Source organism: Litoreibacter halocynthiae (genome assembly GCF_004365635.1).
Taxonomy (GTDB): domain Bacteria; phylum Pseudomonadota; class Alphaproteobacteria; order Rhodobacterales; family Rhodobacteraceae; genus Litoreibacter; species Litoreibacter halocynthiae.
Window position 1 is genome coordinate 1,408,482 of record NZ_SOBH01000001.1, and the last position, 17,475, is coordinate 1,425,956.

Annotated in this window: 19 protein-coding genes; 9 read left to right on the top strand and 10 right to left on the bottom strand. The window is 59.0% G+C overall.

All coding sequences use genetic code 11. The features are described 5' to 3' along the window. Positions 1–80: 80 nt before the first annotated feature. From BDE40_RS06850 to BDE40_RS06865, 4 genes are all read right to left on the bottom strand, one after another. Complete coding sequence (locus tag BDE40_RS06850) at positions 81–2,765, bottom strand: ATP-binding protein (protein WP_134013662.1); 2,685 nt, start codon at positions 2,763–2,765, stop codon at positions 81–83. After that, the gene (locus BDE40_RS06855) at positions 2,765–3,115 is read right to left on the bottom strand and encodes a hypothetical protein (protein ID WP_246030372.1); all 351 of its coding nucleotides are present in this window, start codon (positions 3,113–3,115) and stop codon (positions 2,765–2,767) included. The genes BDE40_RS06850 and BDE40_RS06855 overlap by 1 nt, the downstream gene beginning before the upstream one ends. 8 nt (positions 3,116–3,123) lie before the next feature. Beyond that, positions 3,124–3,507, bottom strand: a complete 384-nt coding sequence (locus tag BDE40_RS06860; RefSeq protein WP_134013663.1) for a response regulator transcription factor — start codon at positions 3,505–3,507, stop codon at positions 3,124–3,126. 77 nt (positions 3,508–3,584) lie between these two features. Then, the gene (locus BDE40_RS06865) at positions 3,585–4,874 is read right to left on the bottom strand and encodes a short-chain fatty acyl-CoA regulator family protein (RefSeq protein WP_134013664.1); all 1,290 of its coding nucleotides are present in this window, start codon (positions 4,872–4,874) and stop codon (positions 3,585–3,587) included. A 253-nt stretch (positions 4,875–5,127) separates the two neighbouring features. Here BDE40_RS06865 and BDE40_RS06870 point away from each other — a divergent pair, with 253 nt between their 5' ends. The 9 genes from BDE40_RS06870 (at position 5,128) to aat (ending at position 13,502) form a co-directional block, all read left to right on the top strand. Then, on the top strand, positions 5,128–6,486 hold the full coding sequence (locus tag BDE40_RS06870; RefSeq protein ID WP_134013665.1) for a substrate-binding protein: 1,359 nt from the start codon (positions 5,128–5,130) through the stop codon (positions 6,484–6,486). A 134-nt stretch (positions 6,487–6,620) separates the two neighbouring features. Further along, the gene (locus tag BDE40_RS06875) at positions 6,621–7,652 is read left to right on the top strand and encodes a branched-chain amino acid ABC transporter permease (protein WP_134013666.1); all 1,032 of its coding nucleotides are present in this window, start codon (positions 6,621–6,623) and stop codon (positions 7,650–7,652) included. A 4-nt stretch (positions 7,653–7,656) separates the two neighbouring features. Next, the gene (locus BDE40_RS06880) at positions 7,657–8,850 is read left to right on the top strand and encodes a branched-chain amino acid ABC transporter permease (protein ID WP_134013667.1); all 1,194 of its coding nucleotides are present in this window, start codon (positions 7,657–7,659) and stop codon (positions 8,848–8,850) included. 12 nt (positions 8,851–8,862) lie between these two features. After that, on the top strand, positions 8,863–9,621 hold the full coding sequence (locus tag BDE40_RS06885; RefSeq protein ID WP_073139182.1) for an ABC transporter ATP-binding protein: 759 nt from the start codon (positions 8,863–8,865) through the stop codon (positions 9,619–9,621). Positions 9,622–9,632: 11 nt separating this feature from the next. Next, positions 9,633–10,388 (top strand): ABC transporter ATP-binding protein, encoded by a 756-nt coding sequence (locus BDE40_RS06890; RefSeq protein ID WP_073139187.1) that lies wholly within the window; start codon positions 9,633–9,635, stop codon positions 10,386–10,388. Between the two features lie 135 nt (positions 10,389–10,523). Next, positions 10,524–10,838 (top strand): hypothetical protein, encoded by a 315-nt coding sequence (locus BDE40_RS06895; protein WP_134013668.1) that lies wholly within the window; start codon positions 10,524–10,526, stop codon positions 10,836–10,838. A 134-nt stretch (positions 10,839–10,972) separates the two neighbouring features. Beyond that, a complete protein-coding gene (gene accB, locus BDE40_RS06900; protein ID WP_134013669.1) occupies positions 10,973–11,473 on the top strand; it encodes an acetyl-CoA carboxylase biotin carboxyl carrier protein in 501 nt (166 codons plus the stop codon). A 6-nt stretch (positions 11,474–11,479) separates the two neighbouring features. Next, positions 11,480–12,823: an acetyl-CoA carboxylase biotin carboxylase subunit gene (accC, locus tag BDE40_RS06905; protein ID WP_134013670.1), complete on the top strand. Its 1,344-nt coding sequence runs from the start codon at positions 11,480–11,482 to the stop codon at positions 12,821–12,823. 40 nt (positions 12,824–12,863) lie between these two features. Continuing rightward, positions 12,864–13,502, top strand: a complete 639-nt coding sequence (gene aat, locus BDE40_RS06910) for a leucyl/phenylalanyl-tRNA--protein transferase (protein ID WP_211342405.1) — start codon at positions 12,864–12,866, stop codon at positions 13,500–13,502. Here the strand turns inward: aat and BDE40_RS06915 are convergent. The 6 genes from BDE40_RS06915 to BDE40_RS06940 form a co-directional block, all read right to left on the bottom strand. Then, positions 13,408–13,908, bottom strand: a complete 501-nt coding sequence (locus BDE40_RS06915) for a DUF2155 domain-containing protein (RefSeq protein WP_134013671.1) — start codon at positions 13,906–13,908, stop codon at positions 13,408–13,410. The genes aat and BDE40_RS06915 overlap by 95 nt on opposite strands. Beyond that, the gene (gene mlaD / locus BDE40_RS06920) at positions 13,905–14,354 is read right to left on the bottom strand and encodes an outer membrane lipid asymmetry maintenance protein MlaD (RefSeq protein WP_073139207.1); all 450 of its coding nucleotides are present in this window, start codon (positions 14,352–14,354) and stop codon (positions 13,905–13,907) included. The genes BDE40_RS06915 and mlaD overlap by 4 nt, the downstream gene beginning before the upstream one ends. A 24-nt stretch (positions 14,355–14,378) precedes the next feature. Further along, positions 14,379–14,762: an NADH:ubiquinone oxidoreductase subunit NDUFA12 gene (locus BDE40_RS06925; protein WP_134013672.1), complete on the bottom strand. Its 384-nt coding sequence runs from the start codon at positions 14,760–14,762 to the stop codon at positions 14,379–14,381. Between the two features lie 70 nt (positions 14,763–14,832). After that, positions 14,833–15,222, bottom strand: a complete 390-nt coding sequence (locus tag BDE40_RS06930; RefSeq protein WP_134013673.1) for a RidA family protein — start codon at positions 15,220–15,222, stop codon at positions 14,833–14,835. Next, complete coding sequence (gene clpX, locus BDE40_RS06935; RefSeq protein WP_134013674.1) at positions 15,222–16,487, bottom strand: ATP-dependent Clp protease ATP-binding subunit ClpX; 1,266 nt, start codon at positions 16,485–16,487, stop codon at positions 15,222–15,224. The genes BDE40_RS06930 and clpX overlap by 1 nt, the downstream gene beginning before the upstream one ends. Positions 16,488–16,642: 155 nt before the next feature. Beyond that, positions 16,643–17,269: an ATP-dependent Clp protease proteolytic subunit gene (locus BDE40_RS06940; RefSeq protein ID WP_073139221.1), complete on the bottom strand. Its 627-nt coding sequence runs from the start codon at positions 17,267–17,269 to the stop codon at positions 16,643–16,645. Between the last annotated feature and the right edge of the window lie 206 nt (positions 17,270–17,475).

Below are 17,475 nucleotides of genomic sequence, written 5' to 3' on the forward strand. Positions count from 1 at the left end.
TTCTTGGTTTGGTCCTGCGTAAAATGACCCGCAAGATGCTGCGATTTGATTAACCGGATCGACCCATTTGCAGAAAAATCTCACCCCACCCGTTCAACCCAGACCAGCGGCAATTGCACACGGAAGGCGGCGCCGCCCTGACCCGGCACATAATCCAGTGAGCCGCCCAGGCGCAGCATAATCTCGCGGCTGATCGCCAAGCCGAGCCCCGCGCTTCCCGCGGAGGCCTGATCGGTCAGGCGCACGAATTTCTCGAACACCACGGTCGCGTCTTTTGGCGAAATGCCCAGCCCGTTGTCGATGAAGTCAATGTCTACGCTGTCTTGAGACCGGGTCACCACGATCCGTAAGCGCGGAGTGTCCGTGACGCAGTATTTCTGCGCGTTGGAAATCAGGTTGATGAACACCTGCGTTAGCCGGTCCGTGTCGGTTTTCAAAAGCACGCCTTCGTCCTCGGCAGTGCGTATCACTTCAAGCCCGTCCGGCTTGGAGGACCCGACCCCTGCGGAGGACACAGCGCGGTCCAACAGGTCACTCAACCGTGCGGTCTGCACGTTCAGAACCACCTGCCCGTTCTCCAACACGCTAAGATCCAGCAGATCATCCAGCAGTCGGGTCAGGCGGATGCTTTCCTCGTGGATAATTCCGGCGGAGCGCGCTTGCGCCTGCTCGTCCATGCCACCTTCCATCAGGAACTCGGAGAACGACCGGATTGAGGTCATTGGCGTGCGCAGCTCGTGGCTCACCTGACTGAGAAACGCGTCCTTTTGAACCGACAGCGCCGTCAGCTTGGTGTTGGCCTCACGCAGTTTCCGCGCTGTTTGCTCCAGCTCGCGCGATTGCGCTTCCAACTGGCTGGAATATTCCAGCATCTGCGCACTCTCATCCGCCACCGCCAGCAGGTCGCGCACGGTGATCGAGGTTTGCCCGTTGATCTGCGCAATCATCGCGTGGGCCGTGGCCCCGCCGACGGAGCCCGCAAGTTCGCGCTCCAGCAGGGTGATGAAATCAGGTGTCGGGTCTGGCAGATAGCCCGCCTTGCCCTGCCGCGTGGCCTCGCGCTGGAACAAGGTCTGGGCCTCCCGCGCGCCCAGCAGGCGTTGCGACATGACCAGCAGGTCTTCCGTCTCTGCCTGACCGCCGATGGGGGAGACCGCGCCGTCGCCACGCTCGAACACATTGACGAAGGCGGCCCCTTGAAGGCGCTCCATCGGGGTCGGGAAGGACACCAGCGACACGATGATAAAGGCCAGCGTGTTCAGCGAAATCGACCACAGGATCGAGTGGACCAGCGGGTCCATATCCGTGAACCCCATCAAAGCCTGCGGTCGCAGCATGTCTGCCCCAAACAATCCGTGCAACAGCATCGAGCTGGGGAACGCACCGATCGCTGGCATAAACAAAGTGTAAATCCACAGACCGAAGCCCACCAGAAGGCCCGCAATCGCGCCCTTGCGTGTGGCCCCGCGCCAGAACAATCCACCGATCAGGGCCGGCACCACCTGTGCAACACCTGCGAAGCTCACCAGACCGATGGCTGACAGTGCGGCGGAGCCGCCCGTGGTCCGATAATAGACGTAGCCCAACCCGAGCACGGCAATGATGGACAAGCGGCGCGACAGCAGTACGACCTGACGCATGTCGCCGGACATCGACGCGCCTGCGGGGCGGGTATTCAGCCAGATCGGCACGACGATATGGTTCGACACCATGGTCGCCAGTGCAATGGAGGCGACAATGACCATCGACGTGGCCGACGAAAAACCACCAAGGAACGCCAGCAGGGCCAGCCCCTCCTGCCCCAGTTCCAGCGGCAGGGTCAGCACAAACAGGTCGGGGTTGGAACCTTCGGGCATGACCGCCAGGCCGACCACCGCGATGGGCAGCACGAACAGGCTCATCGCCAGAATGTAGGTGGGAAAGGCCCAAACGGCGGTGCGCAAATGCCGCTCGTCGGCGTTTTCGACCACCAACACCTGAAACATGCGCGGCAGGCAGATCACTGCCGCCGCCGACAAGAAGATCATCGAAGTCCAGCGGCTGGGGCTTGGCTGCCAATCGGCCACGGGGCTGGCATCAATCGCGCGCAGGGTCTCGTTGACTCCGCCGGACACGCCCCAAACCACGAAGATGCCCACTGCCAGCAAAGCCACCAATTTGACGATGGCTTCCAGCGCGATGGCGGTCACCACGCCGTGGTGCCGCTCGTTGGCGTCAAGATTTCGGGTGCCGAAGAAGATGGTGAACAGCGCCAGCCCCGCCGAGAGCCAGAACGCGGTGGCGTTCAGGTCGGAGCCGCCGCCGTTGCCCGTCGGGAACTCGGTGAACACGGCCACCGACAGCGTCACCGACTGCAATTGCAGCGCGATATAGGGCGTGGTTCCTGCAATGGCGAGCACGGTGACGATCACCGCGATTGTCGGCGATTTACCGTAGCGGCTGGAGATCATGTCGGCGATGGAGGTGATCCGCTCCGCCTTGCCGATACGCACCAGCTTGCGCAGCAACCACCACCACGCAAGGAACACCAAGGTGGGGCCAAGATAGATCGTCAGGTACTCCAGCCCCGACCGCGCGGCGTTACCGACAGCACCGTAGAATGTCCACGCCGTGCAATAGACACTGAGTGACAGCGTGTAGGTCCAAGGCGAACGCAGCCAGCGCGACGGGCCGCGCTGCGCCCGCTGGTCTGCATAAAACGCAACGCCGAACAGCAGCATGGTGTAGATCACCGCAACCGTGATGAGAATGTTGAAGCTGACCATCAGGCTTGGTCCTCGTCAGCCTTGCCCTTGTCGCCTCCCGGATCGTCCGCCCCTGCCAACCCGCGCGCAATCGTGGCGCAGGTGGCGATCAGGCAGGCCCAGACGAAGAAGAAATAGATCAAGCGTAAGGCCGTTGTGCCCGTGGCGTTTTCCTCGCCGGGGGTGCCGAGGATCAGCGCGGGCACCACAAACAGGAACAGCCCGACGATGGGTAGCAACTTAGCGGCGTCGATCAGGCGGCGGCGTTGGTAAACGCGCCGCTCCAGAAACAGCGTGCGGGAGTTTGGGCTGGTGGCGGTCAGTCCGATGCGGCGGCGGCCCTGACCCTTTGGCTCGTCTGGTTCGGGCATCAACGCACTTAGGGCTTGTCAGCAGAGGCAGTGTAGAGGTCGCGCACCTTGCCAAGCATTTCGTCATTGGAGAACGGCTTGGTCATAAAGTGGCTCACACCGTAGCTCTCGGCCAATTCGCGGTCCTTGGTTTGGCCACGGGCCGTGAGCATGAGGATCGGGAGGCCCTTGGTCGCGGCGTTGCTGCGCAGGTCCCGCAATATATCAAACCCGCTGCGTCCCGGAAGCATCACATCAAGCACCAGCACATCAGGGGCTACCCGCAACACGGCGTCGACCGCATCATCACCTTGTGAATGGATACGTACCGTCCAGCCGTCACGTTCCAGCAAAAAGCTGATTGCTTCGATGATGTTCGGCTCGTCCTCGACGAGCAAAACGGTCTTTGACATGCGCCTTACCCCTCCCCAAGTTTGGCCGTGTTCCCCCATTAGGCCCCATTTTCATCCGTTGTCAAAACGCCGCTGCGTCAGCCATGCGTTAAAACTGTCGGCTCGCGCCGTGCATCGCAGTCACTTCGCGCGCAAATCCGGCACGAACTGCCCACGGGAATTGCCGCCTCGCCCGTCGCGTCGTCCTGCGCGATCAGCAGCATGATCGAATGATATACGGGCGGGCGGTCAAAACGCAGCGGGCCGGACGGGTGAGCCAGCGCCATCGCGGTGAACCGCGCGCCGTCTTCGCCCTCGATGATGCGGCGGATCGGCACACCCGGCGCGCTGAGTGCGGCATAGAGCGGCCAAAGCGGACACCCCGCCCCGAACCACGGAAGCGCCAGTCCGGAGGGCGACTTGCGCACCAGCAACGCCCCTGCCGCGTCACAGCTTACCAAGCCGATATCCGGAACCGTTGCCCCGCGGGGCAAGCTGGCAAGACGGCGAAAGACGGCTTCCAGTGGAACGCCGAAGCGCGCCGCCAAGGCCGCCGGGTCGAACTTCATCTCGTGGGCCGCCGGCTCGAATATCTCCAGCGGCATGGCTTTCGCGTCGGCGCTGTAGGTCCTGAAATACGCCGCCGCCAGCGTCCGCGCTGCCGTGCTGTCAATTTCGGACATTTGCGCGGCGAACGCTTCGGGGTCGCCCCCTTCTTCAAGTTCGCGCAAATGGTGACCACGCCCATCAAAGGCCGAGAACACGACTTCCAGCGGCGTCGCCGTGCTGGTGTCCTTGCGCGACAGGTTGTCCAGATGCGCCGCCATCGCGGCAGAGCTGTCGGCCAACCTGCGGCTTTCGGTGTCGATGTTGGAATAAAAGCGCGCTTGCCATTCCGTCCCCAAATCCGGCGTTCCGACAAGGATCGCGGCGGTCGAGCGGATGGCGGACACCGTCGACAACACCTCATGCATGCGTTCCGACAACACAGGATCATGGGTCAGCCGGTCGTTCAGCCCGCCCACCGTTTGCTCTAACGCGCGGAGGCGTCGGTGCTGTGCGGTAACCTTCGCCGCCCAGCCCGGGAACCGCGCGACAAGATCGTCAATCTGATCGAGCTCCACCGGAACATCCGCGTCTGATGCCGCTGCGTCTTGCAATTCGGTGACCACCGCGCGCTCTGCCCCTTGGCTTAAGGTCGAGGGGTCGATTTTCAACGCTTCCGATAAGGCCAACAGCGTTTTGCCGCCGATTCTGCGGCGATTATGTTCGATCAGGTTGAGGTAACTGGCGGAAATGCCAATATCACGCGCAAGATCAGCTTGCTTTATCCCTCGCATCAACCGGTGTTCACGGATTCTGGATCCGGTCAAAGCAGACTTTGGCATGCGTGAATCCTTCCCTTGCGGCAGACCGGTCTTTTATTTCCTAAGCGAATCCAGAGGCTTTCCGCGCTGCGTTGAAAATTAGTTTACAATTTCTGCGCAAGCAATGTCCATTTGTTTACAAATTTTTAAAGCGAACCCAATGGTTTGTTGTGCGATTTACGACGCCTCCGCAATATTGGGGAAGGCCTGAGATACAATCAGACCACGGCTTCCCCTGAGGAGGAGGGGCCACAATCACTTAGGGAGGATTTAAATGTCCAATTCGAATTTCACACGTCGTGGCTTGCTCAAGACGTCTGCAATGGCAGGCGGCGCACTGGCGGCACCAACACTCTTTGACGGCTCTGTCTGGGCCGATGCCCATTCCGGCTACCTGAACGCACCGACCGGCTCCACTGTGACGCTGGGCTTCAACGTACCACAATCCGGCCCATACGCCGACGAGGGTGCAGACGAGCTGCGCGCATACGAGCTGGCAGTCGAGCACCTGAACGGTGGTGGCGACGGCGGCATGATGAGCACGTTCTCGTCCAAAGCCCTGCAAGGCAACGGCATCCTCGGCAAGAAAGTCGAGTTCGTCACAGGCGACACGCAAACCAAATCTGACGCAGCTCGCGCATCGGCAAAGTCGATGATCGAAAAAGACGGCGCAATCATGATCACTGGTGGTTCGTCCTCCGGCGTGGCTGTGGCTGTTCAAGGTCTGTGCCAAGAAGCTGGCGTGATCTTCATGGCGGGTCTGACCCACTCCAACGACACCACCGGTAAAGACAAGAAAGCCAACGGCTTCCGCCACTTCTTTAACGGCTACATGTCTGCTGCTGCTCTGGCACCAGTGCTGCAAGCACGTTACGGCTCCGACCGGACTGCTTATCACCTGACAGCTGACTACACATGGGGCTGGACACAGCAGGAATCCATCCAAGCCGCAACCGAGGCTATGGGCTGGAAGACTGCGAACAACGTGCTGACACCGCTGGCAACGACCGACTTCTCGTCCTACGTTGCTCCGGTTCTGAACTCCGGCGCTGACGTTCTGGTTCTGAACCACTACGGCGGGAACATGGTGAACTCGCTGACATCCGCGGTGCAGTTTGGCCTGCGTGAAAAGCAGGTGAACGGCAAGAACTTCGAAATCGTTGTTCCGCTGTATTCCCGCTTGATGGCAAAAGGTGCTGGCGAAAACGTTAAAGGCATCTTCGGGTCCACCAACTGGCACTGGTCGCTGACCGACGAAGGCTCCAAAGCGTTCGTTAAGTCCTTCGGCGAAAAGTACGGCTTCCCACCCTCGCAGGCAGCGCACACATGCTACGTGCAAACCATGCTCTATGCGGATGCGGCGGAACGTGCCGGCACGTTCAACCCATGCGGCATTGTCGAAGCCCTCGAAGGCTTCAAGTTCGATGGCCTTGGCAACGGTGCTACCGAATACCGTGCGGATGATCACCAGTGCTTCAAAGACGTGCTGGTCGTGAAGGGTAAAGACAACCCGACATCCGAGTTCGACCTTCTGGAAATCGTGGAAATCACACCACGTGCACAGGTTGAATACGCGGTTGACCACCCAATGTTCGCCGGTGGCGAGTTGGGCAAGTGCAACCCCGGCGCATAAGCTGATCTGACGACAAAAAGCTCAGAGCCTGTTCCTTTCTACAAAGGAGCAGGCTCAAAGCACCCCCTGCCCACTTGGGCCGCACGCGCGGCACAGGTTTTGGCAAGATCACCCCAACAGGCGAGACGGGAACGATGGACGTAATCATTCTTCAATTATTGAACGGTTTGGACAAAGGCTCCGCTTATGCGTTGATTGCCTTGGGCCTGACCCTGATTTTCGGCACGCTCGGCGTGGTGAACTTTGCCCACGGGGCGTTGTTCATGCTGGGTGCCTTCTGCGCGGTGACGCTGCAAAAAATCCTGTCGCTGTCCTTCGAGACGATCGACCCGACCAAGACCGACTTTCTTGGCAATCCCGCAAAGATCAAAACACCTTATATCGAAAGCTGGTTCGGCCCGGAGCTTGGAAGCTCGATCATCGACTGGTCTGTGCCGCTCGCTATTCTGTTTGCCATCCCGATCATGATCGGTGTCGGCTACATTATGGAACGCGGCCTGATCAAGCACTTCTACAAGCGTCCGCATGCGGACCAGATCCTTGTGACCTTCGGCCTTGCCATCGTCATTCAAGAGGTCATCAAGCAATTCTACGGCGCGAACCCGATCCCGACCCCTGCCCCTGACGCGTTCAGAGGCTCGTTTGATTTCGGCACGCTGCTGGGGTTTGATCCGAATGTGGTCATCTACCCCTACTGGCGCTTGGTCTACTTCTTCTTCGCCGCCCTGATTATCGCTGCCGTCTTCGGCTTCCTGCAATTCACCACCTTCGGCATGGTCGTCCGCGCCGGTATGGCAGACCGCGAAACCGTGGGCTTGCTGGGCATCAATATCGACCGCCGCTTCACCATCATGTTCGGGATAGCGGCCGCGGTGGCGGGGCTGGCGGGGGTCATGTACGCCCCCATCAACTCGCCCAATTACCATATGGGCATGGACTTCCTTGTCCTGAGCTTCGTGGTGGTCGTCGTCGGCGGCATGGGTTCACTGCCCGGAGCCGTGCTCGCAGGGTTCCTGCTGGGTATCCTCGAAAGCTTCTCGTCGATGAACGAAATCAAGCAGATCCTGCCGGGTATCGACCAAATCATCATCTATCTCGTTGCAATTATCATTCTGCTGGTACGTCCCCGTGGCCTTATGGGTCGCAAGGGCGTGATGGAGGACTAAGACAATGCTAGGTCTCGAAAAGAAAGACACCTCCCTGCTCATCATCGTTGCCATTCTGACGATGTGTGCTCCCTTCATCCTGAACCCGTTCCCTGCGGACTCGGCGATGGCGCAGTTCAACGCGGGCTATCCCGACCTGATGCAGCGCTTCGTGATCTTTGGCATCTTCGCCATCGGGTTCAACATCCTGTTCGGGCTGACCGGATACCTCAGCTTCGGCCACGCGGCCTTCCTTGGCATAGGCTCCTACTCCGCCGTGTGGATGTTCAAGCTGCTGGGCTATAACATCCTGCCTGGCATCTTTCTGTCGGTCATCACATCGGGCCTGTTCGCCTTGCTGATCGGCTATATCTCGCTGCGGCGGTCGGGCATCTACTTCTCGATCCTGACGCTGGCCTTCGCGCAGATGTCGTTTGCACTCGCCTACTCGGTGCTGACACCGCTGACCAATGGCGAGACAGGCTTGCAAGTCTACAACTCCGATCCGCAATATTTCCACTCCGACGCGATGCCAAATATCCCGCATCTGTTCGGGCAGGAAATGCAGTCTACCTACACGCTGGACGCGGGCGCGTGGAGCTTTGACTTCAACACCGGCTACTACCTGTGCGCGCTGATCATGCTGGGGATGTTCTACCTCGCCATCCGCATCTTCCGCTCGCCGTTCGGGTTGATGCTGAAGGCTATCAAAACCAACCAGACGCGCTTGAACTACACCGGTCTGAACCCGCGCCCCTACACGCTGGCGGCCTTCGTAATCTCCGGCATGTATGCCGGTCTTGCAGGTGGTCTGATGGCCTCCATGGATCCGCTGGCCGGTGCCGAGCGGATGCAATGGACCGCGTCTGGCGAGGTTGTTTTGATGACCATCCTTGGAGGTGCAGGCACCTTGATCGGCCCCGTCCTTGGTGCCGGTTTCATCAAGTATTTCGAGAACATCTTCTCGAAGATCAACGACACCGTGCTGCACCAGTGGTTTGCCTTCCTGCCCGACGGCATCGAGGACTTCCTGATCGCCATCGTCCACCCATTTGTGGGCAAAGGCTGGCACCTGACGCTGGGTCTGATGTTCATGGCTATAGTGATCTTCCTGCCCGGTGGGTTGGTTGAAGGCGGCCAGAAAATTGCCCGCAAAATCCGTGGCAAGAAGGCGGAAGACGACGCCCCTGCCGCCTCTGACACCACCCCTGCTGAATAAGGAGCGAATGACATGGGAATCCTAGAGATCAAAAATGTCGGCAAACGCTTCGGCGGGTTGCAAGCACTATCCGATGTAAACCTGAGTGTGGCGGAAAACACCGTCCACGCCATCATCGGCCCCAACGGGGCGGGTAAATCCACGCTGCTGAACTGCCTTGTGGGCAAACTGATCCCTGACACGGGGTCGGTGACCTTCCAAGGCCAATCCCTGCTGGGCCGCAAGCCGCATGAAATCAACCAGATGGGGGTTTCCCGCGTGTTCCAGACACCGGAAATCTTCGCAGAGCTGACGGTGTTCGAGAATGTCATGATCCCCTGCTTCGCGGCACGGGACGGGTCGTTCAAGCTGAATGCCCTAAACGCCGTTCGTGGGCAAAACGACATCAAGGAAACGGCTGAGGCCATCCTTGAAGACGTCAAAATGCTCGACAAGCGTCACATGACGGCCTCCAGCATGTCGCGCGGTGACAAACGTCGCTTGGAAATGGCCATGTGCCTTGTCCAAGAACCCAAGCTGCTGCTGCTCGACGAGCCGACCGCAGGCATGGCGCGCGCCGACACCAACAACACGATCGACCTGCTGAAAGAGATCAAGGAAAAGCGCGACATCACCATGGCGATCATCGAACACGACATGCATGTTGTGTTCTCGTTGGCCGAGCGGATCACCGTGCTTGCCCAAGGCACGCCGCTGGTTGAAGAAACCCCTGAAAACATCAAAGGCCATCCCAAGGTGCGCGAAGCGTATCTGGGTGAAGCCCAAGTCTGAGGATTGGCCCCATGAATGTAAAACCCGACTTCAACAAGAACGCCAACAACGCAGCGACCGCCCCTGCCTTCCTCTCCGTCTGGGAGATCGAAGCCTATTACGGCGAAAGCTACATCGTGCAAGGTGTCAGCTTCAACGTCCACGAGGGCGAGATCCTCGCCCTGCTGGGCCGCAACGGGGCAGGCAAAACCTCGACCCTGCGCACCATCGCACGCTTGGGTGATCCGCAACTGCAACATGGCGAAATCTGGCTGGACCACAAACCGCTGCACAGCATGCAATCCTATGAGGCAGCGGCGGCGGGCATCGCTTTGGTGCCGGAAGATCGCCGCATCATTGCCGGTCTGACCGTTGAGGAAAACCTGCAACTGGCACAAATCGCCCCGCCGATTGGCTGGTCGCTGGAGCGTGTCTATGAGCTGTTCCCGCGCCTCGGCGAGCGCCGCAAGCAGGAGGGCGTGACCCTGTCGGGCGGCGAGCAACAGATGCTGGCCATCGCGCGGGCCTTGTGCCGCGACATCAAAGTTCTGCTGCTGGACGAGCCTTATGAGGGCCTTGCCCCCGTCATCGTGCAGGAGATCGCCAAGACGCTGCAAATCATCCGTGATCAAGGCATCACCACGATCATCGTGGAGCAAAACGCCGTGGCTGCACTGAAGCTGGCGGACCGCGCGGTGATCCTTGATACCGGTTCGGTGGTTTTCGACGGTTCTGCCGAAGAGGTGCTGGAGAATGACGCGCTGCGGGCGGAATATCTGGCGATCTAAGCCCGCTTGACGCACAGAATTTAAGGCGCAGTTTACTCGAACTGCGCCTTTTTTCGTGCGCATCGTTAACGTGTCATTAGGGCGTGCAGCGCACGGTCGTCTGCGGGTGGGCTCCTCTTTTGGAAGGGCATAGCGATGATGCTACTTTCTCAACATTTGGCCGGCTTGATGCCGTTCACAACGAAACACCTGCCCGTCAGGGAACAGCCCGCAGAAAGCCCCTTTATTGGGCCGCCCGCACCGCAGTCACAAACACGACCCGTCACGCCTGTTGCACCGTCCGGTGCGGCACAATTCACGCCCGACCAGCATCCGCGCGGCCCGTTAAGGGACCGTGAACAGCACGAGTTGCAAAGCTTGCTGCGCAACATGCAAGGAATCGAGCCGCCTCAACCAAAGGGCGAGCGGGTCGATCTGTTGGTCCCGCGACCGTCCTCCCTTGATCCCTAACTGCATATGCTGGCATGAATTCATCGCTTTTCACCTAAACCGCCTTGGCCTATAAGCATTCAAGTCAATTTAAAGCCGCATTACCGGACAATCACCGGCAAGTAAGAACGGCACACGGGTCGAGGACTAGATAAATGGCAAAGAACTCCCATGACGGCGACGTCGCATTTGTGAAGGCGCTGGCCGAGGTTTTGAAAAGCAACGACCTCACCGAACTTGAGGTGAAGCGCGAATATGGCGAAGACGACAGCCTGAACGTGCGCGTCTCCAAGCAGGTGAATGTGGTGCAACAATCGGTTGCCGCCGCCCCTGTCGCCGCTGCCGTACCCGCCGCTGCCGCCGCAGCGCCGGCCGCTGCTGCACCCGCCGCATCCGGCGACGACGACGATCCTGCACAGCACCCCGGTGCCGTGACCTCGCCCATGGTGGGCACCTGCTACCTTCAAGCCGAACCCGGCACACCCCCATTCGCAGCCGTCGGCGACAAGGTCACAGAAGGTCAGACCGTGATGATCATCGAAGCGATGAAAACCATGAATCACATCCCTGCCCCGAAATCCGGCACCGTAAAACGCGTGCTGGTCGAGGATGGCACACCGGTGGAATTCGGCGCGCCGCTGATGATCGTGGAGTAATCCTCCATGTTTAAAAAAATCCTTATCGCGAACCGGGGCGAGATCGCCCTGCGTGTCATTCGCGCCGCCCGCGAAATGGGCATCCAGTCCGTTGCCGTGCATTCGACCGCCGACAGTGACGCGATGCATGTGCGTATGGCGGACGAGGCCATCTGCATCGGCCCGCCCTCCAGCACCGAAAGCTATCTGTCGATCCCCGCCATCATCTCGGCCTGCGAAATCACCGGCGCGGAAGCGATCCACCCGGGATATGGGTTCCTGTCGGAAAACGCGGGTTTCGTGCAGATCGTCGAAGATCACGGATTGAAATTCATCGGCCCGACCGCCGAGCATATCCGCGTCATGGGTGACAAAATCACCGCCATCGAAACCATGAAGAAGCTGGGTGTGCCATGCGTCCCCGGCTCTGGTGGTGGAGTGGGCTCACTGGAAGATGCGTACCGTATCGGGGATGAAATCGGCTATCCGGTCATCATCAAAGCCACCGCTGGTGGCGGCGGCAAGGGGATGAAAGTCGCCGCCAATAAGGGCGAGATGAAAAGCGCCTTCCAGACCGCGCGTGCCGAGGGTAAATCCAACTTCGGCAATGACGAAGTCTATATCGAGAAATACCTGACCACACCGCGCCACATCGAAATTCAAGTGTTCGGCGACGGCAAAGGCCGTGCGGTGCATTTGGGCGAGCGCGATTGCTCGCTGCAACGCCGCCACCAAAAGGTGTTCGAGGAGGCCCCCGGCCCCGCAATCGACGCGGAAACCCGCGCGCGGATCGGTAAAATTTGTGCCGACGCCGTGGCCAATATCGACTACGCAGGCGCGGGCACAATCGAGTTTCTGTATGAGAACGGCGAGTTTTATTTCATCGAAATGAACACCCGCCTACAGGTCGAACACCCCGTGACCGAAGCCGTGTTCGGCGTCGATCTGGTGCGCGAGCAAATCAACGTGGCCGCTGGCCTGCCGATGTCCTTCCAGCAGGAAGACCTTGTTGTAAACGGCCATGCCATTGAAGTCCGCATTAATGCTGAAAAGCTGCCAAATTTCAGCCCCTGCCCCGGAAAAATAACGCAATATCATGCCCCTGGCGGGCTTGGCGTGCGGATGGACTCGGCGCTGTATGACGGCTATTCGATCCCGCCTTACTATGACAGCCTGATCGGCAAGCTAATTGTTCACGCCCCCGACCGCCCCGCCGCTTTGGCGCGATTGCACCGCGCGTTGGGTGAATTGATCGTGGATGGCATCGACACCACGACCCCGTTGTTCCATGCGCTGTTGGCAGAAGACGCCGTGCAAACAGGTGAATACAACATTCACTGGCTGGAGCATTGGCTTGAGGAAAACGTCTAAGTGAGTTGCGCGCATAGCGCAGCCCTGCTTTCCTGCCGTCATGGCCAAAGATGAACGCCCTATTGAGCTGACACCCGAATTGATCCTGAGCGCTTATGCGCAAGGGATTTTTCCGATGGCGGAAAGCCGCGAGGAGGATGAGCTGTTCTGGCTCGATCCGGAGTTTCGCGGCGTCTTGCCGCTTAACGGCTTCCACATCTCGCGTTCGCTTCGCAAAACGATCCTTCGCGAACCATTTCAGATCAAGATCGACACTGATTTCGCGGGCGTTATCGAGGGCTGCGCGGATCGCCCAGAGACCTGGATCAACGCCCCGATTTTCAGCATATACATGGATTTATTTCATGCCGGGCATGCCCATTCTGTCGAGGTGTGGGACGGTAAAGAGCTGGTCGGCGGCGTCTATGGTGTGACGTTGAATGGCGCCTTCTTCGGTGAATCCATGTTCTCGCGCCGCCGCGATGCGTCTAAAATCGCGCTGGCTTATCTGGTGTCACGGTTGAATGCGGGTGGCTTCAAGCTTCTCGACACCCAATTTCTGACTCCGCATCTGGAATCCCTCGGGGGTGTCGAAATCCCGCGTGCTAGTTACCGCCGAGCCCTTCGGGACGCATTATCGGAAAAGGCGAACTTTCTCCGGCAACCACTGACGGTGTCCGGTCATCAAGTTTGCACCTGATCGCCCAGACGTCGTAGCGCGGGTGATCCATCGCGTTCAGCGCAGGGCTGGACGCGATCATCCACCCCTCAAACGCGGATTTGTTGGTATTGGTATCAATCACCGACAGGCTCACGAAGGCATCCCCGCTTGGGTTTCCTTTGGGATAGCGGCAGTCCTTCATCGTAATCGTCAATGGGCCGAACTGCGTCGCCTCGCCTGCGGTCAAGATGATGTCTTCGCTGGCACCTGCAAGCTTGTCCAATCCACGCATCACCGCCTGCGCCGCACTGGAGGCCGCTGGCCGCATTTTGCTCTCGGCGACGGGCGCATTCCCAAGCCGGATAACAGTGTCGTCGCCTTCAATGGTCGTTTGAGCCACCGCAGGCAGAGCCAGCAGCACTAATCCGGCAGTAAGGCGTTTCATTCGTCGCCGTTCCCGGCCACGAACTTCATCAACAGTGTAATGAGGGATACAGAGCTTTGCGTGTCTTCAATCTCGCCACCCGGTTCCAGATTGAACGGGGAGCCACCTGGAATAACCTCGACGAAATTGCCGCCCAACAGTCCCTCGGAGCTGATCGCGATGGCGCTGTCGTCAGGAACTTCGATGCCGTTCTTCATAGTGAAAGTCGCGTCAGCACGGAAGGTTTCGGGGTTCAAGTCCAGTGCGGTAACGGTGCCCACTTTGACCCCCGCCATACGCACATCTGTGCCGATTTTCACCCCTTCAGCCGATCGGAAGCTGGCCGCAAGCGGGTAAGCATCCCCGCCGGTTGCAAAGGAGGTGGCGCCGGTCGCGAAGATAAAAAATCCGATGGCCACGGCCAGAACGCCCGTGCCGACAATTACTTCTGTTGTGTTTTCAGACATCTGCGCCCCCGCAAGCTTTGGCCGCTATTCCGGCGACCACGCCTCGTAGTCCTGCCGTGACTTCGGTTTCGCCTGCCGCAAGGATCCCTGAGGCGCATAGGCCATCGCAGTTCCCGTCAGATTCGGCAGGTGCGGCTTTTGCCATGATTTGTGCGCAATCGGTGCCTTGGTGGGCGGCTCGTCCCACGTGTGGTGCAGCCAGCCATGCCAATCAGGGTTCACGCGAGACGCCTCGGCCTCTCCGTTGAAGATCACCCAGCGGCGTTTGCCGTTAGAGGTTTGATAATAGATGTTTCCACCTTCGTCCTCACCGACTTTCTCGCCTTTGCGCCATGTGAACAGCTGTGTGTTCAACGTCTGGCTGTCCCACCAAGTGACCGCGCGAAAAAGTGTGTTGAGAATGCCCATACCGGCCTCCAAAATTCGTCTCGCATTATATGGACCATCGCCGCGCCACAGTCCAGTGCACAGCGACCCGCTAACGCGCGGGTTTATACGCGGTGACTTCAATCTCGATGCGGTATTTCGGGTCGATCAACCCGCATTCAATCATCGTGGCCGCGGGCGGATTGTCACCGAATGTCGCACTTAGAACGGGCCAGCAGGCTTCGAACTCGTCGGCCGCCGGCAGCATGTAAGTTACGCGCACGACGTCGGAAAAATCGGCCCCAGCTTCGTTCAAAGCGCGTTCGATAATTGCCAACGCGGATACACATTGCGCCGCCGCCCCTGCGGGCGGCTCGCCGGTTTCGGGTAGTGGAGCGGCGACTGTGCCCGCAACATGGACCCAGTCGCCAGCAACAACTGCGCGGCAATAGCCGACCTTGGCCTCAAACGCGCCGCCTGACGAAATCCGGCGGATCGTCATTAGCCAGCTTCAGCCTCGGCCTTTTCTTTGGCCTCGCCGTAAATGATCAGTGGTTTTGCGGTGCGACCGACAGCGTCTTCGTTGACCAGCACTTCGTCGACATTGTCCAACGCAGGTAGCTCGAACATGGTGTCGAGCAGGATGTCTTCCAGAATGGACCGCAACCCGCGCGCACCTGTCTTCCGCTCGATCGCGCGCTTGGCAATGGCCACCAGCGCGTCATCGGTGAAGGTCAACTTGGCATCCTCCAGTTCGAACAGGCGCTGATATTGCTTGATCAAAGCGTTTTTCGGCTGGGTCAGGATGGTGACCAGCGACTCTTCGTCGAGATCTTCCAAAGTGGCAATTACCGGCAAACGACCGACGAATTCCGGGATCAGGCCGAATTTCAGCAGATCTTCCGGCTCCAACTCTTTGAACAGGTCGCCGACGCCTTTTTCGTTTTCCTCGCGCACATCCGCACCAAAGCCCATAGCCGAACCCTTGCCGCGCTGCGCGATGATCTTGTCGAGGCCCGCGAACGCGCCGCCACAGATGAAAAGGATGTTGGTGGTGTCCACTTGCAGGAATTCCTGCTGCGGATGCTTGCGCCCGCCTTGCGGTGGCACGGAGGCGACGGTGCCTTCCATGATTTTCAGCAAGGCCTGTTGCACGCCCTCGCCCGACACATCGCGGGTGATCGAGGGGTTGTCGGACTTGCGGGTAATTTTATCGACCTCGTCAATATAGACGATGCCGCGTTGTGCGCGCTCGACATTGTATTCGGACGATTGAAGCAGCTTGAGGATGATGTTCTCGACATCTTCGCCGACATACCCGGCCTCGGTCAGGGTCGTGGCATCTGCCATGGTAAACGGCACATCAAGGATACGGGCCAGCGTTTGGGCGAGCAGCGTTTTACCGCAGCCTGTCGGGCCAATCAGCATGATGTTGGATTTCGCCAGTTCGATATCACCGGATTTACCGACGTGATTGAGGCGCTTGTAGTGGTTGTGAACAGCTACCGACAACACGCGCTTGGCGTGGCCCTGCCCGATCACATAATCATCCAGAACTTCGCAAATTTCCTGCGGGGTCGGAACACCATCAGCAGCCTTGAGACCTGCGGTCTTGGTTTCCTCGCGGATGATGTCCATGCACAGCTCGACGCATTCATCGCAGATGAACACCGTCGGCCCTGCAATCAGCTTGCGAACTTCGTGTTGGGATTTGCCGCAGAACGAACAATAGAGGGTGTTTTTGCCGTCACCAGAGTTGTTTGCCATTGCACCACCTATTTTGTTTTGCCCGCCGCTTTGTGCTGCGTGACACTTCGTTTACGCCTGTTGCCATAAGTTAGGGCAGCATCAACGGAGGCACAACGCCAAAAACGTATTTCCTGCGCCCTGCTTTTTGCAACAAAACAAGGCGCAGGTCTTGATTATTTCGCGTCGTCTTCTTTGACACGATTCTCGACGATCTCGTCGATATGACCCCAGTCCTTGGCTTCTTCCGGCGACATGAAGTTGTCGCGGTCCAACGCCTTTTCGACTGCTTTCTTGGTTTGACCTGTGTGCTTCACGTAGATGTCATAGAGACGATCTTTCAGCTTCTGGGTTTCAGCCGCGTGAATCATGATGTCCGACGCTTGGCCCTGATACCCGCCAGAAGGCTGATGAACCATGATCCGCGAGTTTGGCAGCGAGAAGCGCATGCCCTTTTCACCACCCGCCAGCAGCACCGACCCCATGGACGCCGCCTGCCCGATGCACAGCGTCGACACCTTCGGTTTGATATATTGCATCGTGTCATAGATCGACAGACCCGACGTCACCACGCCACCGGGCGAGTTGATGTAGATGCTGATTTCCTTGGACGGGTTTTCCGCCTCGAGATGCAGCAGCTGCGCCACGACCAAATGGGACATGCCATCATGGATCGGGCCGTTGATGAAAATGATCCGCTCCTTCAACAGGCGCGAGAAAATGTCGTAAGCCCGCTCCCCGCGGCTGGTCTGTTCGACCACCATCGGAACGAGATTCATATAGGTTTCGACTGGATCGTACATGCCTGCCTGCCTTCTGCTTTTGAGCGGTTCGTAATGCGTAAATATGAACGTGAGGTTAGTAGCGGAGAAAAACGGGCGCAAGCGCATCTCGCCCCGTGATGTGAGACCGATTAGATTGGGGCGGGTTCACACTATTTCAAGCCAGCACCGTTCGCACCAAACTCCGGCACCGCGCGGCCTGCGTTTCAGGCACCGCGCGCTGCCCG